The organism is Pseudomonas gingeri (assembly GCF_013386165.1).
Taxonomy (GTDB): Bacteria; Pseudomonadota; Gammaproteobacteria; order Pseudomonadales; family Pseudomonadaceae; genus Aquipseudomonas; species Aquipseudomonas gingeri_C.
In genome coordinates this window covers 103474-125493 of the sequence record NZ_JACAOS010000028.1, presented here as the reverse complement: position 1 = coordinate 125493, position 22020 = coordinate 103474, and the positions used below count along the sequence as shown (strand labels likewise).

Sequence of the window (22020 nt, the reverse complement as noted above, 5' to 3'; positions counted from 1 at the left end):
GTAGTATGCGAATGGGCGCCGTTGTGCGTTTAGTGTTCGTGCAGGGAACCCTGAGCGAACAACGCCCCATCCGAGCCTGACAGGTCGAACCTGCTGCAGCGCCCCTCGGACAGGTGGCGGGAAAACGGTATCAAGAGAAGATGACCGTTTTGAAACGGTTGAGATTATAGCTGCACAAAACGGACTTCCCAAGGGTTTCTGTCGGCAACATGAAGATTGTCGATAGCAACCATAGTCGACCCTCAATGGAGCTTGGCCGTCGGCTCTGCCATGATGATCGGCATCAATCGGCAAGACGGTCAGGAGTGAGCATGAATTTCCACACCCGCAAATGGGTCAAACCCGAAGACCTCAACCCCAATGGCACGTTGTTCGGCGGCAGCCTGCTGCGCTGGATCGACGAGGAAGCGGCGATCTATGCCATCGTCCAGCTGGGCAACCAGCGCGTGGTGACCAAGTACATCTCCGAGATCAACTTCGTCAGCGCCTCGCGCCAGGGCGACATCATCGAGTTGGGCATCACGGCCACCGAGTTTGGCCGGACCTCCATCACCCTGACCTGCGAAGTGCGCAACAAGATCACCCGCAAAAGCATCCTGACCGTGGAGAAGATGGTCTTCGTCAACCTCGGCGAGGATGGCCTGCCAGCACCCCACGGGCGCACCGAGATCCGTTACGTGAAGGACCAGTTCAAGGAAGACACGGAGGCCGAGGAGTGACGACCTGCCGTGAAAGACCCTGACGTTTAGGCCGAAGTATTGGCCAACGCCTGATGGCGGCGCTGCAGGAAAATAAAGAACAGCGCCGCCAGCAACGTGACGCAGCCGCTCAAGGCTCCGGTCCATGGCAGGTCCGCCAGGTCGATCCCGCTGCCCACCACCAGCCCGCCGATCCAGGCGCCGGTGGCGTTGCCCAGGTTGAAGGCGCTCTGGTTCAGGGTCGAGCCCAGGTTCGGCGCCTCATGGGCCTGGTCGATGATCAACAGTTGCAGGATCGGGCACAGGGCAAAGGCAAAAATCCCCCACAGCACCAGCGTGATCGCCGCCGGAATCACCGAGCGGCTGGTCTGGCTGAACGCCGCCAGCACGATCACCACGGCCAGGGCCATGCCCACCAGCGAAGGCAGCAACCGGCTGTCGGCCAGGCGGCCGCCGAGCATGCTGCCCGCCGTCAGGCCGACGCCGAACAACAGCAGCATGAGCGTGACGCCGTGAGGGCTGACGCCGGTGACGTCCTGCAGGATCGGCGCGATATAAGTGAAGACGCTGAACAGGCTGGTGGAGGCCAGCACACTCATGCCCAGGGCCATCAGCACATTGGTCTTGCCCAGGACACGGAACTCGCTGGCGAGGTTGGCCTTGTCCATGGCGATATGTTTCGGCAGCCAGGCCCACTGCGCGATGGCCGCGATCACACCGATCACCGACACCGCCCAGAAGGTCGAGCGCCAGCCGGCGTATTGCCCGAGGGCGGTGCCCAGCGGTACGCCGAGCACATTGGCCAGGGTCAGGCCGGTGAACATCATTGCAATCGCCTGGGCCCGCTTGTTGGGGGCGACCAGGCCGGCGGCCACCACCGAACCGATGCCGAAGAACGCCCCATGGCACAACGCCGTGACCACCCGCGCCGCCATCAGGGTGGCGTAGTTCGGCGCCAGCGCGCAGAGCATATTGCCGAGGATGAACATCAGGGTCATGCCCAGCAGCGTGGCCTTGCGCGGCATGTTCGCGGTGCCGATGGCCAGGATCGGCGCGCCGAAGACCACGCCCAGGGCGTAGCCGGTGATCAGCAGGCCGGCGTTGGGAATACTGACACCGAGGTCACGGGCGACATCGGGCAGCAGGCCCATGATGACGAACTCGGTGGTGCCGATGCCAAAGGCGGCAACGGCGAGGGCAAGCAAGGCGAGTGGCATGCGATTGATCTCTCGGGGCAGCGGGGTCGGGTGTACGCATGCCACTGGCCCGATCGCGAGCGATCGAGCAGAAGCGGAAATTATTGGAATAGGTCTATGCGCATGAAGTGCGGCGTGGTGCGGTCAGTATAAACAGCCGTGGGAAGTTGGCGAATCGGTTTCTGTGGAGTGTGCGGTTATGCGCTAGTGTTGTGGGCGACGCCGTAGGGCACTCTTCAAGGACCTTGTTATGACCGTTGCTTTCTGGTGTGTATTGATCGCGATTTTCCTGCCTTACCTGTGTACTTCCATCGCCAAATTCAGCGGCGGCAAGTTCGGCCCGCGCCAGAACCATGATCCGCGGGCCTTTCTCGCCGGTCTCGAAGGCTTCGCCAAGCGGGCCCATTCGGCGCAGTTGAACAGCTTTGAGGTGACCCCGGCCTTTGCGGCGGCGGTGATCATCGCCCATCTCGCCGGCACGGCGTCACTGGTGACCATCAATGTGCTGGCGGTGCTGTTTATCACCAGTCGCCTGCTCTACATCATCTGCTACCTGGCGGACTGGGCGATGCTGCGCTCGCTGGTCTGGTTTGTCGGGATGGCCTTGGTCGCGAGTTTCTTTTTCGTGTCGGTGTGATATTCAGTCAGACTGCGCTGCTCCCTTCGCCAGCAAGCCGGCTCCTACAAGGCCGGCGCCTGGGGCAATGCCAGGCCCTTGGGCCACAACATCCAGATATTGCCTTTCTGTTTCATGTCTCCGGCCAGTTGCCCCGCCGCATCGCCAGTGCCCCAGAACAGGTCGGCACGGACCTCGCCGGCAATCGCGCCGCCAGTATCCTGGGCGGCCACCGGGCGTATCAGGGCGCTGCCATCCGGCTTGGTCGTCGACAACCACAGCAAACTGCCCAACGGAATCACCTTGCGATCCACCGCCACGCTATAACCGGCGGTCAGTGGCACATTCAGCGAGCCGCGCGGCCCTTCGTTGCTGTCCGGGTTGCGGGCGAAGAACACATAGCTGGGGTTGCTGCCAAGCAATTGCGGGATACGCGTTGGATGTGCCTTGGCCCAGGCACTGATGGCGCCCATGGTGACGTCTTCCTTCTTCAGTTCGCCCTGTTCCACCAACCAGCGGCCGATGGCGCGATAGGGGTAGCCGTTCTGGTCGGCGTAACCGATCCGCAACTGCTGGCCGTTGTCCAGGCGAATCCGGCCCGAACCCTGGATCTGCAGGAATTGCAGGTCCATCGGGTCGGTCAGCCAGGCCAGCACCGGGGCCTTGACGCCCTGGGTGGCGATCAGCGCCGCATCGTCATAGGGTTTCACCACGCGGCCTTCCAATCGCCCGCGCAGGCGCTTGCCCTTGAGTTCGGGGTAGAGGCTGTCGAGTTGCACGACGATCAGGTCGTCCGGTACGCCATACACCGGCACCGTGGCCTTGCTGGTCTGGGTCAGGCTGCCGGGGTAGACGGGCTCGTAGTAACCGGTGATCAGGCCGTCGGCACTGTTCTGCGCCGAGCGCAGGCCGTAGACCTCGAGGTTCTTCTGGAGAAAGTCGCGAATGGCCGCCGGGGTATTGGCCACATTGGCGGCCGCGAGGCAGGTCGGGCCCCAGTTGGCGTCGGCCTTGAGCCGGGCACAGGCGCTGCGCCACGAACTGAAACCCGCTTGCAGGTCGGCGTCGGATACCGTCGGCAGCGCTTGCCAGTCAGCCTTGAGGTAGGTGGTCACCGGGACCGGAACCTGGAGCGCAGGGGGTTCCTTGCGGTTGCAGCCGGCGAGCAGGGCGAGTACGCAGAGGCTTGCGGCCAGTCGTTTGAAAGAGGTGTTCATACAGCGGTGAATTCCTTGGGTGATTGCCTGTTCAGATTTTGTTCAGCAAATCCACTGGTTTAGTGTGGTTAAAAAAGTTCAAGCCCTTGGTCTTTGACGAGCAGACGAGGATACTGGCCGCCGTTTCCCGTGACCTGAAGCCATCATGACTCTTAAAAGACTTTCAGTTGTATTGCTGGCCTGCCTGACCCTCAGTGCTTGCGGCGGCGTCGACCCGAACTCTCCGTTGGGCCAGCGCAAGGCCATTTTCAAGCAGATGCTCAAGACCAGTGAAGACCTGGGCGGCATGCTGCGAGGTCGGATTCCTTTTGACGGGCCGCGTTTCGTCGCGGGCGCGAACCAGCTCGACAGCCTGTCCCATGAACCGTGGAAGCACTTCCCTCAGGTCAAGGAAACGGAGCATACCAGCGCTCGGGATGCGGTCTGGCAGAAGCAGGCGCATTTCCAGGAGCTGGCGCGCTCGCTGGAAGGGGCGACCGGTGAGCTGCGGGTCGCCAGTCAGGTCCAGCCCTACAAGGTCAGTACCCTGAGGCCGCTGGTCGAGAAGGTCGAGGATGCTTGCGATGCCTGTCATAAGGAATTTCGCGATCATTGAGAGCAAAAGCGGCGCAGCCTGATGTAGGCGCTGGCAAGCCAGTTCCTACAGGTTGTGCGGTGTTTTCAATTTCAATGGCCTACTTGTCCAGCTCGTCCAGCGCGCTCTGCAAATCCTTGCGCGACTCGGCGAGCTTTTCCTTACGTTTGTTGATCTTGTCCGGATCGCCCTTTTTCATCGCCTTGTCGAGATCGGCCTGACGGCGGCTGACTTCGTGCTTGGCGTCGAGCACCTTGTTTTCCCGCTCTCTTTTCAGCGATGCATCGGTGCAATGGGTGTTCACTTCGTCCAGCGCCTTCTCCAGGCCGGCCTGTTGTTCGCTGTTGCCCTGGGCCTTGGCGATCTCGAGTTGGCTGCTGATGGCCTGGCGCTTGGCCGCGCAACCGGTCAGTTCGGCAGGTTCGTCGGCGGCCAGCAAAGGGCCCGCCAGGGCGCTGCACAAGGTGAAAATCGCCAGCGGTGGAAAAAATCGCATACACACTCCGAACTGAAATACTGATTGAAAAACAGTCACTCTGAAAATAGATGGCCGTGCTGTCTGTATGAATAATCTGAAGTAGACAGGGATAGTCTCTTTAAAATCCCGCGATACCGGTATTACGTAATGATTCGGCCAGGGCCTGCACTTCCGGGTCGCGGAAAAACGCGCTCAGTTGCAGGGCCCGTTCTGCGCCGACACCGGGTATGGCCTGCCATGCCTCGACCGTACGGTCTGCCAATAGCGGCCAGGGCGGGTCCAGTGGTGCCGCCGCGCTGGGAGGCAGTCCCAGTGCTTTGAGCCAGCGTTCGAAAGGCCGTTGCCGCGCCAGTTGCAGCGTCTCCTGCCATCGCGCCTGGCTGCGCGGGCCGAAGCCGTCAATGGTAGCAAGCTCTTCCCCCTCCAGGGTCAACCAATCGAGCAGCCGTGTGACGTGGCCGCTCGCCAGCAGTTTTTCCCAGGTGCCGCCGCCCAGGTGCGGCAGATCCAGCCCCTGCTTGCCGCTCAGCCAGCGCAGGCGGGCGAGAAACTGGCTTTCGCAGCCTGGGCCATATTGCCAGCAACTCAGGGGGTGGTAGTGCGAAGGATCGGGAATGGACAGCGGCTCACGTTCGCGGCTGCGCCAGACCACGCTGTCCAGGCGCGGGATGGTCAGGCCGGCGAGGCTGATCGCCACCTGGTCGCCGGGGCGGATGTCCAGGGCTTGCCAGCGTGGCAGCGAGCCGAGGCTGACCCGCTTGATCTGGCGGTCATCGAGTCGCATCGCCGTCAGCTCCAGCATCGGGGTAATCCGCCCGGTTCGTCCGACGTTGAAGCTGACCTTGCGCACGTGGGCCAAGGCCTGGGCGTGGGGGTATTTCCAGGCCACGCTCCAGTAGGGTGGCTGGGCCTGCCAGGCGGAGGCGGCGGTGCGCCGGCTCTGGCGCAGAACGACGCCATCGCTGGCGAACGGCAACGGCTGGCGGTACCAGTGATTGCGCCAGTGCTGCGCTTCGGTGAAATCGACGATGGGCCGGCTGTAGGCCTTGCTGTCCGGGAAACCCAATACCTGCAAGCCGTCCAGACGCTCCTCCTGGGTCGCCGGGCCCTCTGGCCAGTCCCAGACAAACAGGCCGATGCCTGCCGCCTCTGTACTGCCGAGCTGGTGTCGGGCCATCAATCCGGCCACTGTGCCACGGGCATTCAGGCTGCCTTGATGGGCCTGCACGTGATTGGGCAAACGCCAATACAACTCGCCTTGCAGTACCAGGTCTCGGGCCACCGGCAAGGTCTCGGGGATCGCCGGGATCTTGTGTGCCGAGGCGGTCCAGTCCTGTCCGCTCAATCCATCGCCGCGGCTGATGGCCTGATGCAGTCGGCCCTGGCGATACACCAGGGTCACGGCCACACCATCGACCTTGGGTTGAATCCACAGGCCTTCGCGGCCTTTTATCCAGCCACGGACGGCTTCGGCGTCCGGCAGTTTGTCGAGGCCGGTGTGGGCGGTCGGATGACGGACGGCGCCGCCCGCGCCCGCCGGGGTATCCGGCTTGGCCAACGGCAGCCGGAAACAGCCGCGCCACTGTTCAAGTCGTTGTCGGGATTGGTCGTAGAGTTCGTCGGCCACCGGCGAGAGGCCTTGGCGATGGTAGCTGCGGTTCCATTCGAGCAACTGCTCCTGCAGGGCGTCGACTTCTCGCCGGGCGCGTTCCGCCTGCCAGTTTGGGCACGGGTCGGCATGGGCCGCGAAGTAAAAGATGAACAACAGAAAACCACTGAAGAAGCGCATCGTGAGCATCCTTGCTCGGGCTAAAATTCAAGCCTAGATCACGACGGGTATAAAAAAGCCCCGCACGGGGCGGGGCTGTTTTACCGGGTGTGTCGGCTTACTTGAGCAGGCCGCCCAATGCCTTCATGCCCGTATCCATGGCCTGGGCCTTGGCATCCTGGGCAGCAGGGGCTGCTACCGGCTGTGGCGCCGCGGCCGCCTGGCCGTTGAGCTTGGTGCAGCCCTTGGACGCCTGGTCCATGGCCATTTGCAGGCCGCTGACCTTCAGGTCGTCGCCCTTGGCTTTGGCGGCATCGATCTTGGCTTGCAGGTCCTGGATCTGTTTGTTGCAAGGGCCGGAACCTGCGGTGGTGGCTGTCGCGGGTGCTGCGGCAGTGCCGCCCAGTTGCGAGGTCAGGCCACCGGCCAGGGTGCTCAGATCGGCCGCTTGGGCGGACAGGGAAAACAGGCCGAGCAGGATGGCGGCAGGGGCGAGAGTGGAGAGACGCATGGCAAACCTCAATGTTCGATTGACGGCGCTAAAGGGAGTCTCGAACAGGCGCCGTACAATATCCAAGTGGGAAAGGGTTCGAGAGGGGGCGGGATTTTAGGCAGACATGCCCTGGCGTGCAAGGTTGCACAGGCATGAAAAAGCCCCCCAGGGCTGGCCGTGGGGGGCTTTTGTGACGCAGGCTGCATTACAGGCCGGCAGCGGCTCGCAGAGCATCTACACGGTCGGTCTTTTCCCAGGTGAAGGTGGTGAAGGTGTCGTCGCCGACGGTCTTCAGTTCCGGGGTGCGACCGAAGTGGCCGTAGGCCGCGGTTTCCTGGTACATCGGGTGCAGCAGGTCGAGCATGGTGGTGATGGCGTATGGGCGCAGGTCGAAGATCTCGCGAACCAGCTTGATGATCTTGTCATCGCCGATCTTGCCGGTGCCGAAGGTGTTCAACGAGATCGAGGTCGGCTGAGCGACGCCGATGGCGTAGGAAACCTGGATTTCGCAACGGTCGGCCAGGCCGGCGGCGACGATGTTCTTGGCTACATAACGACCGGCGTAGGCGGCGGAACGGTCAACCTTGGATGGATCCTTGCCGGAGAATGCGCCACCGCCGTGACGGGCCATGCCGCCGTAGCTGTCGACGATGATCTTGCGACCGGTCAGGCCGCAGTCGCCCACTGGGCCACCGATGATGAAGTTGCCCGTCGGGTTGATGTGGAACTGGGTGTCCTTGGTCAGCAGATGGGCCGGCAGCGCATGCTTGACGATCAGCTCCATCACGCCTTCGCGCAGGTCCTTGTAGGACACTTCAGGGTTGTGCTGGGTCGACAGCACGATGGCGTCGATCGCCACAACCTTGCCGCCTTCGTAACGGCAAGTCACTTGCGACTTGGCGTCCGGGCGCAACCAAGGCAACAGGCCGGATTTACGGGCTTCGGCCTGGCGCTTCACCAACTGGTGGGAGAAGGCGATCGGGGCGGGCATCAGCTCGTCGGTTTCGTTGCTGGCGTAGCCGAACATCAGGCCCTGGTCGCCGGCACCCTGGTCTTCCGGCTTGCTGCGGTCAACGCCCTGGGCGATGTCCACGGACTGTTTGCCGATGATGTTCATCACGCCGCAGGTGGCGCCATCGAAGCCGACGTCGGAGCTGTTGTAGCCAATGTCGAGGATCACGTTACGAACGATGTCTTCGAGGTCGACCCAGGCCGAAGTGGTCACTTCACCCGCGATGATCGCCACACCGGTTTTCACCAGGGTTTCGCACGCGACACGGGCGAACTTGTCTTCAGCAATGATGGCGTCCAGCACCGCATCGGAGATCTGGTCGGCGATTTTGTCCGGATGCCCTTCGGACACGGACTCGGAGGTGAAAACGGAATATTCGCTCATATCGATGGTTTTCCTGAGTTACCGATGGTGAGGGTGCCAGCCGGTCGCTGAAAATGGCGAACCTGAATCTGGAAACCATTACGTAAGCCTACATAGAGGCTGTCCTCGGGCACGAGCCCCGCAGCGATGGCCCAACGGGCCAGATCGTCCTGTTCGAACCCCAACCAGAGATCACCGCAGGCCTCCCTGGCCCAGCTCTGGTTGTGGCTACACAATTCTGTTACTAGCAAACTACCGCCAGGTTGCAGCAGGCCGGCCATCTGTTTGAGGGCCTCGGCGGGCGCGGCGAAATGGTGCAAGACCATGTTCAGCACCACGCAGTCGGCTTGTAACTTGGCGTCTTGCAGTGCATCGGCCAGTTGCAGACTGACATTAGTCAGTGCCTCACGCTCACACACCTCGCGAGCCAGTTCGAGCATGGCCGGGCTGTTGTCCAGCGCGGTGACCTGGAGGAAACGCCGTGCCAGTTCCGGCAGGAAAGCGCCGTCGCCGGGGCCGACTTCCAGAGCGGTGGCCTGGGGGCCGAAGCTCAGCTTGTCGAGCAGCGTCAGGACGCTTTCGCGGTACTGCGGCAGGCCGGCGATCAAGTCTTGCTGGGCGCGGAATTTCTCCGCCACCCGTGAGAAAAAGTCCTGGCTGGCGGCGGCGCGCTGGCCGTGTACCACGCCGATGCGGGCTTGAACGTCGCCCGGCAGGTCGAGCTCGTCGACTTCTTCAAGCAGCGCCGCGTGCAACTTGCCGCCCAGGCGCTCGGTGTGGGGCAGGGCGCGGCGGTAGAAGATCGCATTGCCTTCGCGGCGGGTGGCCACCAGGTCGGCCTGTGCCAGCACCTTCAGATGGTGACTCATGCCCGATTGGCCGATGCCGAAGATCTGCGCCAGCTCCAATACGCCGAACGAATCGTTGGCCAGGGCCCGCAGGACGTTCAGGCGCAACGGATCGCCGCCGGCCTTGCACAGGGCGGACAGGTCTTCGCTGGCGTCATGACGAATCGCGGGCACGAGTAAATTCATAAGGCCAGCAGTCTAGTGACCCCCCGGTCGCCTAGCAAGACCAATATCAAAAAGTTTTGATATTGGATGATGGGTGGCACTTTCAGGCCTTCGCGGTGCCCTACAAGTTGGCAGCGGAAAGGATTCATCCGAGGAATGCGCAACTATCCGCAGGAAAAACGCCCCGCAGTGACTATCTGTCATTGCCCCCTGGCGGTCCCTGAGGGAAAATGCTCGCCTTTTTTCCGTTTCGTTTTATTCATTCTCAATTCAACATCTTCAGGAGATCAGCGATGCCCAGCCGTCGTGAGCGTGCCAACGCCATTCGTGCCCTCAGCATGGATGCCGTGCAAAAAGCCAACAGCGGCCATCCCGGTGCCCCCATGGGTATGGCGGATATTGCCGAAGTACTGTGGCGTGACTACCTGAAGCACAACCCGAGCAATCCGTCGTTCGCCGACCGTGACCGCTTCGTGCTGTCCAACGGCCACGGCTCGATGCTGATCTACTCGTTGTTGCACCTGACCGGCTACGACCTGTCGATCGACGACCTGAAAAACTTCCGTCAACTGCACAGCCGCACCCCGGGTCACCCGGAATACGGCTACACCCCGGGCGTGGAAACCACCACCGGCCCGCTCGGCCAAGGCTTGGCCAATGCCGTGGGTTTCGCCCTGGCGGAAAAAGTCCTGGGCGCGCAGTTCAACCGTCCTGGCCACAACATCGTCGACCACCACACCTATGTGTTCCTCGGTGATGGCTGCATGATGGAAGGCATTTCCCACGAAGTCGCTTCCCTGGCCGGTACCCTGGACCTGGGCAAGCTGATCGCCTTCTACGACGACAACGGCATCTCCATCGACGGCGAAGTCGAAGGCTGGTTCACCGACGACACGCCGAAGCGTTTCGAAGCCTACAACTGGCAAGTGATCCGCAACGTCGACGGTCACGATCCGGAAGAGATCAAGACCGCGATCGAGACCGCGCGCAAAAGCGAGCGTCCGACCCTGATCTGCTGCAAGACCACCATCGGCTTCGGTTCGCCGAACAAGCAAGGCAAGGAAGACTGCCACGGCGCCCCCCTGGGTGACGCGGAAATCGCCCTGACCCGTGCGGCGCTGAAGTGGAACCACGGCCCGTTCGAAATCCCGGCCGACATCTATGCCGAGTGGGATGCCAAGGAAGCCGGTCGCGCTGCCGAAGCCGAGTGGGATCAGCGTTTCGCTGCGTACTCTGCGGCCTTCCCGACCGAAGCCAATGAACTGGTCCGTCGCCTGAGCGGCGAGCTGCCGGCTGACTTCTCCGAAAAGGCCTCGGCCTACATCGCTGAAGTCGCGGCCAAGGGCGAAACCATCGCCAGCCGTAAAGCCAGCCAGAATGCCCTGAACGCCTTCGGCCCATTGCTGCCTGAGTTCCTCGGTGGTTCGGCTGACCTGGCCGGTTCCAACCTGACCCTGTGGAAAGGTTGCAAAGGTGTCAGCGCTGAAGATGCCAGCGGCAACTACATGTACTACGGCGTGCGCGAATTCGGCATGACCGCGATCATGAACGGCGTGTCCCTGCACGGCGGCCTGGTGCCTTACGGCGCGACCTTCCTGATGTTCATGGAATACGCCCGCAACGCGGTGCGCATGTCGGCGCTGATGAAGACCCGCGTGATCCATGTCTACACCCACGACTCCATCGGTCTGGGCGAAGACGGCCCGACTCACCAGCCGATCGAGCAACTGGCGAGCCTGCGTTGCACGCCGAACCTCAATACCTGGCGCCCATCCGACGCGGTGGAATCCGCCGTGGCCTGGAAAAACGCCATCGAGCGCAAGGACGGCCCTTCGGCGCTGATCTTCTCCCGGCAGAACCTGCAGCACCAGAGCCGTGATGCCGAGCAGATCGACAACATCAGCCGTGGTGGTTATGTGCTGAAGGATTGCGCCGGCGAGCCTGAGCTGATCCTGATCGCGACCGGTTCGGAAGTGGGCCTGGCGGTGCAGGCGTTCGACAAGTTGACCGAGCAGGGCCGCAAGGTTCGCGTGGTGTCGATGCCGTGCACCAGCATTTTCGATGCTCAGGACGCGAGCTACCGCCAGGCGGTATTGCCCCTGCAGGTCGGCGCGCGTATCGCCATCGAAGCCGCTCACGCGGACTACTGGTACAAGTACGTGGGCCTGGAAGGCCGCGTGATCGGCATGACCACCTACGGTGAGTCGGCGCCGGCGCCAGCCTTGTTCGAAGAGTTCGGCTTCACCCTGGAGAACATCCTGGGTCAGGCTGAAGAGCTGCTGGAAGACTAAGCGCCGAACGCCCTGCGTTCGGATCGCGAGCAAGCTCGCTCCTACAGTGTCTAGGTCGTTCGCAGATTTTATGTATGACCCGGACGATTCGGGTCGTGCGTAGATTTTGCGCACGGCCCGGAACGGTGTTCGGGTCGTTCGCAAATCTTGCGGACAACCCGGCCCCCTGTAGGAGCGAGCTTGCTCGCGATAGGTCTCCCAGACGACACAAGAACCCAAACGAGAACCCCATGCCCCAACCGCGTCCCTACAGAGTTGCACTCAACGGCTATGGCCGTATCGGTCGTTGTGTCCTGCGTGCGCTGTTCGAGCGAGGGGATCGGGCCGGTTTTGAAATCGTTGCCCTCAACGATCTGGCCGATATGGCCAGCCTCGAATACCTGACACGTTTCGACTCCACCCACGGCCGCTTTCCTGGCGAAGTGCGGGTCGAGGACGATTGTCTGAATATCAATGGCCGCTGCGTGAAAGTCTTGCGCAACGCCACCCCCGAAGAAATCGACTGGGCCGCGCTGGACGTGGACCTGGTGCTGGAGTGCTCTGGCGCCTACCACACCCGCGAAGACGGCGAACGCTTCCTCGCCGCCGGCGTCCCCCGGGTGCTGTTCTCCCAGCCAATGGCCAGCGAGACCGACGTCGACGCGACCATCGTCTACGGTGTCAACCAGGACTGCCTGAGCGGCGACGAACGCCTGGTCTCCAACGCCTCCTGCACCACCAACTGTGGCGTGCCGCTGTTGCGCCTGCTGGACCAGGCCATCGGCCTGGAATACGTGTCCATCACCACCATCCACTCGGCGATGAACGACCAGCCGGTGATCGACGCCTACCACGCCGAAGACCTGCGCCGTACGCGCTCGGCGTTCCAGTCGGTGATCCCGGTGTCCACGGGCCTGGCGCGGGGCATCGAACGGCTGCTGCCGGAACTTGCCGGGCGAATCCAGGCCAAAGCCGTACGGGTGCCGACGGTGAACGTGTCCTGCCTCGACATCACGATGCAGACCGTCAGCGACACCGATGCCGTGGAGGTCAACCGGATCCTGCGCGAGGCCGCCACCAGCGGCCCGCTCAAAGGCCTGCTGGCCTATACCGAACTGCCCCACGCCAGCTGCGATTTCAACCATGACCCTCATTCGGCGATTGTCGATGCGAGTCAGACCCGCGTTTCCGGCCCAAGGCTGGTGAACGTGTTGGCCTGGTTCGACAACGAATGGGGTTTTGCCAACCGAATGATCGACGTTGCAGAGCATTACCTGCACGTTGTCCACCAAAAACCGTAAACCAGAGATTGCGACCCATGACCGTGTTGAAGATGACCGACCTCGATCTGCAAGGTAAGCGCGTACTGATTCGCGAAGACCTCAACGTCCCCGTCAAGGACGGTGTTGTCACCAGCGATGCGCGTATCCTGGCTTCGCTGCCGACCATCAAGCTGGCCCTGGAAAAAGGCGCGGCCGTCATGGTCTGCTCGCACCTGGGCCGTCCGACCGAAGGCGAGTTCTCGGCCGAGAACAGCCTTGCGCCTGTCGCCGACTACCTGAGCAAGGCCCTGGGCCGTGACGTGCCGCTGGTGGCCGATTACCTGAACGGTGTCGAGATCAAGGCCGGCGACATCGTGCTGTTCGAAAACGTGCGCTTCAACAAGGGCGAGAAAAAGAACGCCGACGAATTGGCCCAGCAATACGCCGCCCTGTGCGACGTGTTCGTGATGGACGCTTTCGGCACCGCCCACCGCGCCGAGGGTTCGACCCACGGCGTGGCCAAGTTCGCCAAGGTCGCCGCGGCCGGTCCCCTGCTGGCGGCTGAACTGGATGCCCTGGGCAAGGCTCTGGGCGCACCGGCCCAGCCGATGGCCGCCATCGTCGCCGGTTCCAAGGTGTCGACCAAGCTCGACGTACTCAACAGCCTGAGCCAGATCTGCAACCAGTTGATCGTTGGCGGCGGTATTGCCAACACCTTCCTGGCGGCTGCCGGTCATCCAGTGGGCAAGTCCCTCTACGAGCCGGACCTGCTGGACACCGCCCGCGCCATCGCCGCCAAGGTCAGCGTGCCGCTGCCCGTGGACGTAGTGGTGGCCAAGGAGTTCGCCGAGAGCGCCGTGGCGACCGTGAAACTGATCGCCGACGTTGCCGCTGACGACATGATCCTGGATATCGGCCCGCAAACCGCCGCGCACTTCGCTGAACTGCTGAAGTCGTCGCAGACCATCCTCTGGAACGGCCCGGTCGGTGTGTTCGAATTCGACCAGTTCGGCAATGGCACCAAAGTTCTGGCCCAGGCCATCGCCGACAGTTCGGCCTTTTCCATTGCCGGTGGTGGCGACACCCTGGCGGCCATCGACAAGTACGGCGTGGCCAAGGACATCTCCTATATTTCCACCGGCGGTGGTGCGTTCCTCGAGTTCGTCGAAGGCAAGGTGCTGCCAGCCGTGGAAGTGCTGGAAGCCCGCGCCAAGGCCTGAGCCGGTGTTGGCCTTTGACAGGGCGTCTTCATCGGGTCAGGCCGTCAAAGTACGGCACATCGTCCGGCACCCGGGAACAGGGTTGTCCTTGGCGGGTCAGATTCACTACAGGCAGTGCTGGCGGCCCGGGGTCGCCAGTCGAGGAACCGGCATGAAAGGCTTTATCGCCCTTGTTTCACTCGCTCTTCTGGGCGGTTGCTCCAGCTTCAATCTGCCCTCGTTTTCGTCATCGAAGCCGGCGGACAACTGGACGCACTGGACCTGTGACAGCCACGCCGAAGTGCTCTGGCGTTATGTCGACACGACGCAGCAGGCGGTGGATGTGCGCCTGGCCAGCGGTGACCAGGTGTACCGCCTCAAACCCGAGGTCGGTGCTGCCGAGAGCGGTGTGCTGTACAGCGACAACGTCCTGGCGTTTCACAAAAATGGTGAGGAAGGCCTGGTTTACTGGGTTGCCACCAACGATTTGATCGGCCGGGCCTGCAAGGCGCAGTAACGGCTGAGCACGGCCCCTTGTAGGAGCGAGCTTGCTCGCGATGAGATGAGCCAGGCGCAGAAGATCTGTCGGCTGGGCCATTTTTCGCGAGCAAGCTCGCTCCTACAGGGGCCGGCATTTAATGAAGAATCCGCAGGCGGGGCTGACCCCCGATCTGCAATGACTTGAATAGCAGCCGCCGCTCCGGCAGGCTTGCACGATTAACGACCCTCGTCCGGGAGAGACACACACAATGGCACTTATCAGCATGCGCCAGATGTTGGACCACGCAGCCGAATACGGCTACGGCGTTCCAGCCTTCAACGTCAACAACCTTGAGCAGATGCGCGCCATCATGGAAGCCGCTGACAAGACTGACTCCCCGGTGATCGTCCAGGCTTCGGCCGGTGCCCGCAAATACGCCGGCGCGCCGTTCCTGCGCCACCTGATCCTGGCCGCTATCGAAGAATTCCCGCATATCCCGGTGTGCATGCACCAGGACCACGGCACCAGCCCGGACGTCTGCCAGCGTTCCATCCAACTAGGCTTCAGCTCGGTGATGATGGACGGTTCCCTCGGCGAAGACGGCAAGACTCCGACCGACTACGAATACAACGTCCGTGTGACCCAACAGACCGTGGCCATGGCTCACGCCTGCGGCGTTTCGGTTGAAGGCGAGCTGGGTTGCCTGGGTTCGCTGGAAACCGGCATGGCCGGTGAAGAAGACGGCATCGGCGCTGAAGGCGTGCTCGATCACAGCCAGATGCTGACCGACCCGGAAGAAGCGGCAGACTTCGTCAAGAAGACCCAGGTCGACGCCCTGGCCATCGCCATCGGCACCAGCCACGGCGCCTACAAGTTCACCAAGCCGCCTACCGGCGACGTGCTGGCGATCGACCGTATCAAGGAAATCCACAAGCGCATTCCGAACACTCACCTGGTGATGCATGGTTCGTCGTCGGTGCCGCAAGAGTGGCTGGCGATCATCAACCAGTACGGTGGCGACATCAAGGAAACCTACGGCGTACCGGTTGAAGAAATCGTCGAAGGCATCAAGCACGGCGTGCGCAAGGTCAACATCGACACCGACCTGCGCCTGGCGTCCACCGGTGCCATGCGTCGCCTGATGGCCACCAACCCGAGCGAGTTCGACCCACGCAAGTTCTTCGGCGCCACCGTGACCGCCATGCGTGACGTGTGTATCGCTCGTTACGAAGCCTTCGGTACCGCCGGCCAGGCCTCGAAGATCAAGCCGATCTCCCTGGAAGCGATGTTCCAGCGTTACCTGAAAGGTGAGTTGAACGCCAAGGTCAACTAAGACTGGCAGCGTCATGAAAAACCCGCAGCGATGCGGGTTTTTTTATGTCCGAGCGAAGTGACTGTGGTGAGCGGGCTTGCCCTAATGTCAGTCAAGGCAGTTTGCGGTCTGGCACGGTCTTGTGGCGAGCGGGCAAGCCCCGATGCCAGTCAGTTGAGGACAATCTCAAGCCTGGCGGAAATTTGTGGCGAGCGGGCTTGCCCGCGCTCGGCCGCGCAGCAGCCGTAAACCCTGTGGTCGCGGTCTACCTGATGCACCGCAATCAGCGGTTTCAGGGCCGCTTCGCAGCCCAGCGCGGGCAAGCCCGCTCGCCACAAGACTGCGTTCGGCTTCAAATTTCCTTGACTGACGGGCATTGGGGCTTGCCTGCTCACCACATATCCTGGTTGTTTCAAAGCCAAATGGCATCCCACAACGGGTAGTCACCAATCTGTTCGACCAAGCCCGCGCGAAGAGGATTGGCGACGATGTATCGCGCCGTGTTGCGCAAATCTTCACCATCGCGAATGGCTCTGTCGTGATAACCACTTTGCCAGAAACGACCGCAATCATGAGTTGCCCGATTGATGGTCAACGTACTGCGAGATTTGAGGCTGCCAATGACCTGTGAGAGATGGCTATGGTGCAGTTGGAACAGCCAGTGGAAGTGATCCGGCATGATCACCCAGGCCATGGAGTCCACGCGGCCTTGTTCATGGGCTCGCTTCATTTCAGCGACGAGCAAACGCGCCAACTGCCAATCGGCAAATAGCGGTAATCGGTTATGCACTACTGCTGTGACCAGGTAGGCGCGGCCTGGTTCGGAGTATCGACCGATACGAAGGCGATGTGAGTCGGGGCGTTGAGGCAATCCGTTGCACTCTTTGGCTGGAGAGGATGCTACTAACGCTAGCAGCGCAGGCAACGACGTATGGAACGGAGGGTTTACCGCGTATTACAGAGCTGATTGTCTATGTGGCTCTGGATGTGGATGTGGATCTGAATGTTGGTCTGAATCTGGATCTGGATCTGGATGTGGATGTGGATGTGGATCTGGATCTGGATGTGGATGTGGATGTGGCGAGCGGGCTTGCCCGCGCTCGGCTGCGCAGCAGCCGTAAAACCATAGCCCCGGTTATGCCTGATACAGCACGTCGGCCGGTTTTGGGGGCGCTTCGCACCCCAGCGCGGGCAAGCCCGCTCGCCACAAGAGTGCGCTTTCAAGCAGCACACTCATCACCACCCAGACCATTCCCACTGAATAGGCTCAGCGCGAACTCACCTCCGGGGGGTGGAAAGACTGGCCCTCCCAGATATCGCCCACGCGCACCTCTTCACCCGGATTGACGGCGATCCAGCGCCAGGATCGAAGATGGGTCGGGTGATACGCTGGTTTGCTTTCCGATTCCCGGATTTCACTCACGTAAAAACCATGAACAGTGGATTCCATGACCAAGGCCCATTTCATATTCACCTCTGCCTGTCGTTCGACGCCATTGAATCGTTGACCAGACTTTGCACGCCTGTCTACTGTCAGAAATGACAGGTTTATAGACGGCTTTCGAATAGAGACTAACGCCTTGAGAAATAAAGCTGAGTTTCAAGAGGCAGGGCGTCAATGCACCCGCAACCGGCGCATATTTTCCAATGATGCTCCGATTGCCCGCTAATTAGGATTTCTTGCGTCATAAATACGGCGTTACTTTGGTCCATCGATTTTGAACAGTTTGAATTTCTGGTTTGTCGATCCCACATGGGGGTAATCGATAATACCGGCATTATCTGCTGTATTAGAACCGGCCACATCCATCACTTTTCCATCATATCGATTCTCAAGATAGACAAGTCCGAGTCCCGCGTCCTTGAACATCCACAGCTGGGCCGGCCGCTCAGTGATGGGTGATGCCCCTACATCATTGTTGTTCATCTCTCCGGCCGCCAGATCTTTTTCCCTTTGGTTGATCAGCAAGTAGTACCCGCCAGGTCGACGGGATAATGCCCAGGTGGATTCGAGCGAACTGTTGTCATGATACAGCTTGATACGGTGGACGCGCTGGTCACTCCCACTGACAGCCATATCGACAATACTTCTCTGGTTTAGCGCCGTGTAGATTTTATAGATACCTTCTTCGATGTCCAGAGCCCCGCCCGGAGCTCCCTTGGATGTATTTTCAGGGGTTGTAGCATCACGAGGGGTCGCTTCTTTTTTCATGATGACTCTCCTTATACCTTGCATAAGGTGCGCGGAATGTTGACGTGATCAACGCAACTGTCGAGGTGGCATGTAACCGCTGCGAGCGCCGGGTGACATGACCCAGGCCCATTTCATATCCACCTCTGCATGCCAATAACCGTCAGTGACTGAATAGATTGAACACGCTTTGCAAACTGGTCTACTGTCAGAACTGACAGGTTTATAGACAGTTTCCGAATAGGGCGTAGCACCCCAGCGCATAAAAGGTGTCTTTAAGAGCGCGCGAGAATATCAACCCTTCACATGATCAATGTCCAACTTGTAGAAGGTCACCATCCCACCCTCATTGGTATAACCGGTATTGTCCTGCACATAGACCCCCGCCTTGAAATACAGCGGTTTGTCACGCCAGGTGGTGCTGATCTGGGTGTACCAGCTGGCATCGGCGGCATGCACACTCAAGTAACCGCCGCGACTCAGGTGAATCACATAAGTGAAGGATTTATCCAACGGAACATTATCGGCAATCTCGATCACCCGGCTGTCCTTGTCGTCGGGGTGATTGCGGATCTTCACCACAATAATCCCGGTTTTGCGACTGTCCTTGTACTGGTACTCGACCTTGAGCATCGGCTGGGTGCTGTTGTACGCATGGATCTGGCCGATGACGATCTTGCCCGACGAAGGCACCTGGTTCACCGCCAGCGTGGCGCGCAGGTAGTTGTTGGCCTCGCCGTACAACCAGTTGCGCAGGCGGCCGTCGGGCCAGGTCTCGCGCAATTCGCTGCGCGGGTAGATGGCGTTTTCGGTCTTGGAACCGGTGACCGGCGACCAGAAGAACAACGTGCCGGTGTCGGAGTGAAAGTATTGATCCTTGAAGCCCTCTACCAACTTGGGCGTATCGATCGTCGCCGGCGGGGTGCCGACGGGAACGCTGAGGTTCCAGGTGGTCAGGTCGATCATGTCTGTTTCTTCCCTGTAAGCCGCTTGCACACGGGCAGCGGTTCAGCCTGGGAATATTCAGACAAACCGCTTTGGCCCGCGCTTTCGGCGTCCTTTATAACGGCTGAAGAATAGTTTGTTAACGCCGATCCGGCGAACGGTTGACGCCAATCCCTCGACGAACACCGGCCGCGCGGCCAGTTATAGAAGCGTCGTGCTGGGCTTTTATTAAGAAGCGATATAAGCACCTGTTATTTATGACAGTTGTTTTTCATCGGGCGAATTCCCACGATGGGGGTTCAACCGCTGACAAAAATGGACATCACTATGGACAAAGAGGAAGCACAGAACGAGCCTGAATATCTGAAGTACTTCAAGCGCAAACAAAAAATCAACCTGCGCGGCAGGCTGCACGGCGGGCCGGTGGAGTCCGAGCGCGGCGAGCTGTGTGGTATCGACTGGACGCACCGAACACTGACCTATCATGGGGAGTTCGGCCTCTACAATACGGTGCGTTTTGATGAGATTTTCGAGATTGAACCGATTGCGGAATATCGCACCTCGTAAAATCGACTGACCGTGTTACGGTCGTCATCGTGGTACGGCGTTGGCTCGCAGGCCTCGGGCGTTTTCCGAGCCGCGTCCGGGAGATGGGTACCGACCGTTAGTCGGGAGATTGTGGCCGCGCCTGGATGATGGCCTATTGCTCACTACGCTTTGCACAATCCCGGTCTAGAGTAGTGCTTAGGTTTAGCCCGGTTTCCTAGATTTCCGGTGGAGTTCCCCGAACAAGAGAAGCAGCATGGATTGCGTGCAACAGATACCCGGTGATGGTAGTTCCGTCCTTCTGGTCGTTGATGATTACCCTGAAAATCTGATCAGCATGCGTGCCTTGCTGGAACGTCAGGATTGGCAGGTGGTAACGGCTGCCTCGGGCATTGAGGCGCTGACGTTGCTGCTCGAGCATGAGATTGACCTGGTGCTGCTGGATGTTCAGATGCCCGGGATGGACGGTTTTGAAGTGGCCCGCCTGATGCGCGGCAGCCTGCGGACTCGTCTGACTCCGATTATTTTCCTCACCGCCAACGAGCAATCCCAGGATGCCGTGATCAAGGGTTATGCCAGTGGCGCGGTGGATTACCTGTTCAAACCGTTCAACCCCGATATTCTCAGGCCCAAGGTCCAGGCGTTGCTGGAGCAGCAGCGCAACCGCCGCGCCTTGCAGTGCCTGAGCCGCGATCTGGAAGCGGCCCGGGCGTTCAATGCCTCGGTGCTGGAGAATGCCGCCGAAGGCATTCTGGTGGTCAACGAAGACGGCATCATCCGTTTCGCCAACCCGGCGATCTCGCGTTTGCTCAACCTCTCGCTCGACGCCCTGGCCGGCCAGCCGTTCCTGGATTTTCTGCAGAACCCGCATTTTGCCGAATGGCAGACCTCGCCGCTGTACGAGGAATACCGCAAAGGCGAGACCTATCGCGTGCATGACGCCTACTTGCGCACCGGCCAGGACCAGATGCTGCCGGTGGCCTTGTCCTGCGCGCCGTTGCCGGGTGACCAGAAGGCCATGGTGGTGACGGTGCTGGATATGTCGGTGGTGCGGCATCTGCACCAGCAGTTGGAATTCCAGGCGGTGACCGATCCGCTGACCGGCCTGCTCAATCGCCGGGGCTTCTACCAGACAGCGGAAAATACCCTGCGCCGCAGCGACGGCGCGAACAAGTCCCTGGTGTTGATGTACCTGGACCTCGATGGCTTCAAGCGGGTCAACGATTCCCTGGGGCATGAAGCCGGCGACCGGGTGTTGCGCTGGGTCTCGGAGCAGTTGAAGTCCTGCCTCAATCCGTTCGATATCCTGGCGCGCATGGGCGGTGACGAATTCACCACCTTGCTCAATCTGGAGCGCCCCGAGCAGGCGGCGAAAATCGCCGAGCGGCTGATCGAGCGGGTGTCGATTCGCCAACAGATCGACGGCATGGAAATGACGCTCGGGGTCAGCATCGGCATTGCCACTTACCCCGATTGCGGCTCCAACCTCGATGGCCTGTTGCGGGCGTCGGATATCGCCATGTACGAGGCCAAGCGTGCCGGCCGCCAGCAATACCGTTACTACGATCACGAGATGAACGGCCGCGCCCGTTCGCGCCTGATGTTGGAGGAAAGTGTTCGCACGGCCATCGAGAGCAAGGAATTCAAGATGGTCTACCAGCCCCAGGTCTCCCTGGAAGATGGCCGCCTGCGCGGGTTCGAGGCGTTGCTGCGCTGGCACCATCCGAGTGTTGGCGATGTGCCGCCAGGGCTGTTCCTGCCGTTGCTGGAAGAGGTGCGGTTGATCAGCCGGCTGGGCAGTTGGATCTATCGCCAGGCGGCGACCCAGCGCCACGCCTGGAGCGGCGTGTACGCCGAGGACCTGGTGTTGAGCGTCAGCCTGAGCGCCACGCAGTTCAACATGCCGAACCTGGCGGACGAGTTGCAGGAGGTGCTGGAACGCCACGACCTGCGGGCGCGCCAGTTGGAAGTCGAGGTGACGGAGGCGGCGTTGATGCTGGACTTCGAGGCGTCGCGCAAGCAACTGCGGCGCATCCGTGCCCTGGGGGTGCGGGTGGCCCTGGACGATTTCGGTTCCGGGCATTGTTCGCTGAACCATCTGCGCGACCTCGAATTGGATACCCTCAAGCTTGACCGGCAATTGATCGCCAAGATTCTCGAATCACCGCGGGATGCGGCCATGGCCCGCACCGTGATCGACCTGTGCGAGCAATTCGGTTTGCTGGTGATCGCCGAAGGGGTGGAAACCATTGAGCAATGGCAGTGGCTCAAGGCCAACGGTTGCCCGATGGTCCAGGGTTTCCTGGTGGCCCGGCCACTGACGGCCAAGGACGCCACGGGCTTCGGCTCGGCGTTCGACTGGAGCGCGTTGTCCGCCTGAATTCGC

General features: G+C 61.0%; 23 protein-coding genes and 1 riboswitch. Of the genes, 10 read left to right on the top strand and 13 right to left on the bottom strand.

From position 1 onward, the window contains the following. Positions 1-6 precede the first annotated feature (6 nt). A riboswitch (S-adenosyl-L-homocysteine riboswitch) is annotated at positions 7-113 on the bottom strand. 198 nt (positions 114-311) lie between these two features. Continuing rightward, positions 312-719 (top strand): acyl-CoA thioesterase, encoded by a 408-nt coding sequence (locus HX866_RS31100; protein WP_177098316.1) that lies wholly within the window; start codon positions 312-314, stop codon positions 717-719. Positions 720-745: 26 nt separating this feature from the next. On the opposite strand, the gene HX866_RS31095 is transcribed toward HX866_RS31100, so the two are convergent. Continuing rightward, on the bottom strand, positions 746-1915 hold the full coding sequence (locus HX866_RS31095) for an MFS transporter (protein WP_177098317.1): 1170 nt from the start codon (positions 1913-1915) through the stop codon (positions 746-748). Positions 1916-2144: 229 nt separating this feature from the next. Between HX866_RS31095 and HX866_RS31090 the strand changes: the two genes are divergently transcribed. After that, positions 2145-2531: an MAPEG family protein gene (locus HX866_RS31090; RefSeq protein ID WP_177098318.1), complete on the top strand. Its 387-nt coding sequence runs from the start codon at positions 2145-2147 to the stop codon at positions 2529-2531. Between the two features lie 44 nt (positions 2532-2575). Here HX866_RS31090 and mltA read toward each other — a convergent pair whose 3' ends face one another. Beyond that, the gene (mltA, locus tag HX866_RS31085) at positions 2576-3727 is read right to left on the bottom strand and encodes a murein transglycosylase A (protein WP_177104982.1); all 1152 of its coding nucleotides are present in this window, start codon (positions 3725-3727) and stop codon (positions 2576-2578) included. Between the two features lie 145 nt (positions 3728-3872). Between mltA and HX866_RS31080 the strand changes: the two genes are divergently transcribed. Then, complete coding sequence (locus HX866_RS31080; RefSeq protein ID WP_177126135.1) at positions 3873-4322, top strand: c-type cytochrome; 450 nt, start codon at positions 3873-3875, stop codon at positions 4320-4322. 79 nt (positions 4323-4401) lie between these two features. On the opposite strand, the gene HX866_RS31075 is transcribed toward HX866_RS31080, so the two are convergent. The 5 genes from HX866_RS31075 to HX866_RS31055 form a co-directional block, all read right to left on the bottom strand. Further along, complete coding sequence (locus HX866_RS31075; RefSeq protein WP_177098321.1) at positions 4402-4797, bottom strand: DUF1090 domain-containing protein; 396 nt, start codon at positions 4795-4797, stop codon at positions 4402-4404. A gap of 100 nt (positions 4798-4897) precedes the next feature. Continuing rightward, positions 4898-6568, bottom strand: a complete 1671-nt coding sequence (gene ligB / locus HX866_RS31070) for an NAD-dependent DNA ligase LigB (RefSeq protein ID WP_177141067.1) — start codon at positions 6566-6568, stop codon at positions 4898-4900. A 97-nt stretch (positions 6569-6665) separates the two neighbouring features. Beyond that, positions 6666-7058 (bottom strand): DUF1090 family protein, encoded by a 393-nt coding sequence (locus HX866_RS31065; RefSeq protein WP_177098323.1) that lies wholly within the window; start codon positions 7056-7058, stop codon positions 6666-6668. Between the two features lie 187 nt (positions 7059-7245). Further along, positions 7246-8436: a methionine adenosyltransferase gene (gene metK, locus HX866_RS31060; protein WP_177098324.1), complete on the bottom strand. Its 1191-nt coding sequence runs from the start codon at positions 8434-8436 to the stop codon at positions 7246-7248. Beyond that, positions 8433-9449 (bottom strand): ArsR/SmtB family transcription factor, encoded by a 1017-nt coding sequence (locus tag HX866_RS31055; RefSeq protein WP_177098325.1) that lies wholly within the window; start codon positions 9447-9449, stop codon positions 8433-8435. Before HX866_RS31055 ends, metK begins: the two co-directional genes overlap by 4 nt. A 272-nt stretch (positions 9450-9721) precedes the next feature. Between HX866_RS31055 and tkt the strand changes: the two genes are divergently transcribed. The 5 genes from tkt to fba all read left to right on the top strand — a co-directional run bounded on the left by tkt (position 9722) and on the right by fba (position 15973). Further along, positions 9722-11719, top strand: coding sequence for a transketolase (gene tkt, locus HX866_RS31050; protein ID WP_177098326.1), 1998 nt, complete (start codon positions 9722-9724; stop codon positions 11717-11719). Positions 11720-11949: 230 nt separating this feature from the next. After that, entirely contained in the window at positions 11950-12999 is a 1050-nt protein-coding gene (gene epd / locus HX866_RS31045; protein WP_177141066.1) for an erythrose-4-phosphate dehydrogenase, read from the top strand. A 17-nt stretch (positions 13000-13016) separates the two neighbouring features. After that, complete coding sequence (locus HX866_RS31040) at positions 13017-14180, top strand: phosphoglycerate kinase (protein ID WP_177141065.1); 1164 nt, start codon at positions 13017-13019, stop codon at positions 14178-14180. A 151-nt stretch (positions 14181-14331) separates the two neighbouring features. Beyond that, positions 14332-14676 (top strand): MliC family protein, encoded by a 345-nt coding sequence (locus HX866_RS31035; protein WP_177104976.1) that lies wholly within the window; start codon positions 14332-14334, stop codon positions 14674-14676. A 232-nt stretch (positions 14677-14908) separates the two neighbouring features. Next, positions 14909-15973, top strand: a complete 1065-nt coding sequence (gene fba / locus HX866_RS31030) for a class II fructose-bisphosphate aldolase (RefSeq protein WP_121135253.1) — start codon at positions 14909-14911, stop codon at positions 15971-15973. Positions 15974-16122: 149 nt separating this feature from the next. On the opposite strand, the gene HX866_RS31025 is transcribed toward fba, so the two are convergent. From HX866_RS31025 to HX866_RS31000, 6 genes are all read right to left on the bottom strand, one after another. After that, the gene (locus HX866_RS31025; RefSeq protein WP_177141064.1) at positions 16123-16329 is read right to left on the bottom strand and encodes a hypothetical protein; all 207 of its coding nucleotides are present in this window, start codon (positions 16327-16329) and stop codon (positions 16123-16125) included. A gap of 35 nt (positions 16330-16364) precedes the next feature. Then, positions 16365-16823, bottom strand: a complete 459-nt coding sequence (locus HX866_RS31020) for an REP-associated tyrosine transposase (RefSeq protein ID WP_177098330.1) — start codon at positions 16821-16823, stop codon at positions 16365-16367. Positions 16824-16897: 74 nt separating this feature from the next. Beyond that, positions 16898-17176: a hypothetical protein gene (locus tag HX866_RS31015; protein WP_177141063.1), complete on the bottom strand. Its 279-nt coding sequence runs from the start codon at positions 17174-17176 to the stop codon at positions 16898-16900. 43 nt (positions 17177-17219) lie between these two features. Beyond that, positions 17220-17420, bottom strand: a complete 201-nt coding sequence (locus tag HX866_RS31010; RefSeq protein WP_177141062.1) for a hypothetical protein — start codon at positions 17418-17420, stop codon at positions 17220-17222. Positions 17421-17651: 231 nt separating this feature from the next. Continuing rightward, positions 17652-18164, bottom strand: coding sequence for an RICIN domain-containing protein (locus tag HX866_RS31005; RefSeq protein ID WP_177141061.1), 513 nt, complete (start codon positions 18162-18164; stop codon positions 17652-17654). A 273-nt stretch (positions 18165-18437) separates the two neighbouring features. After that, positions 18438-19109 carry a polysaccharide lyase family 7 protein gene (locus tag HX866_RS31000; protein ID WP_177098336.1) on the bottom strand — a complete coding sequence of 224 codons (672 nt, stop codon included), beginning with the start codon at positions 19107-19109 and terminating at the stop codon, positions 18438-18440. A gap of 306 nt (positions 19110-19415) precedes the next feature. Between HX866_RS31000 and HX866_RS30995 the strand changes: the two genes are divergently transcribed. After that, positions 19416-19655 (top strand): hypothetical protein, encoded by a 240-nt coding sequence (locus tag HX866_RS30995; protein WP_256261528.1) that lies wholly within the window; start codon positions 19416-19418, stop codon positions 19653-19655. A gap of 235 nt (positions 19656-19890) precedes the next feature. Beyond that, entirely contained in the window at positions 19891-22014 is a 2124-nt protein-coding gene (locus tag HX866_RS30990) for a putative bifunctional diguanylate cyclase/phosphodiesterase (RefSeq protein ID WP_177098337.1), read from the top strand. The last annotated feature ends 6 nt before the right edge of the window (positions 22015-22020 follow it).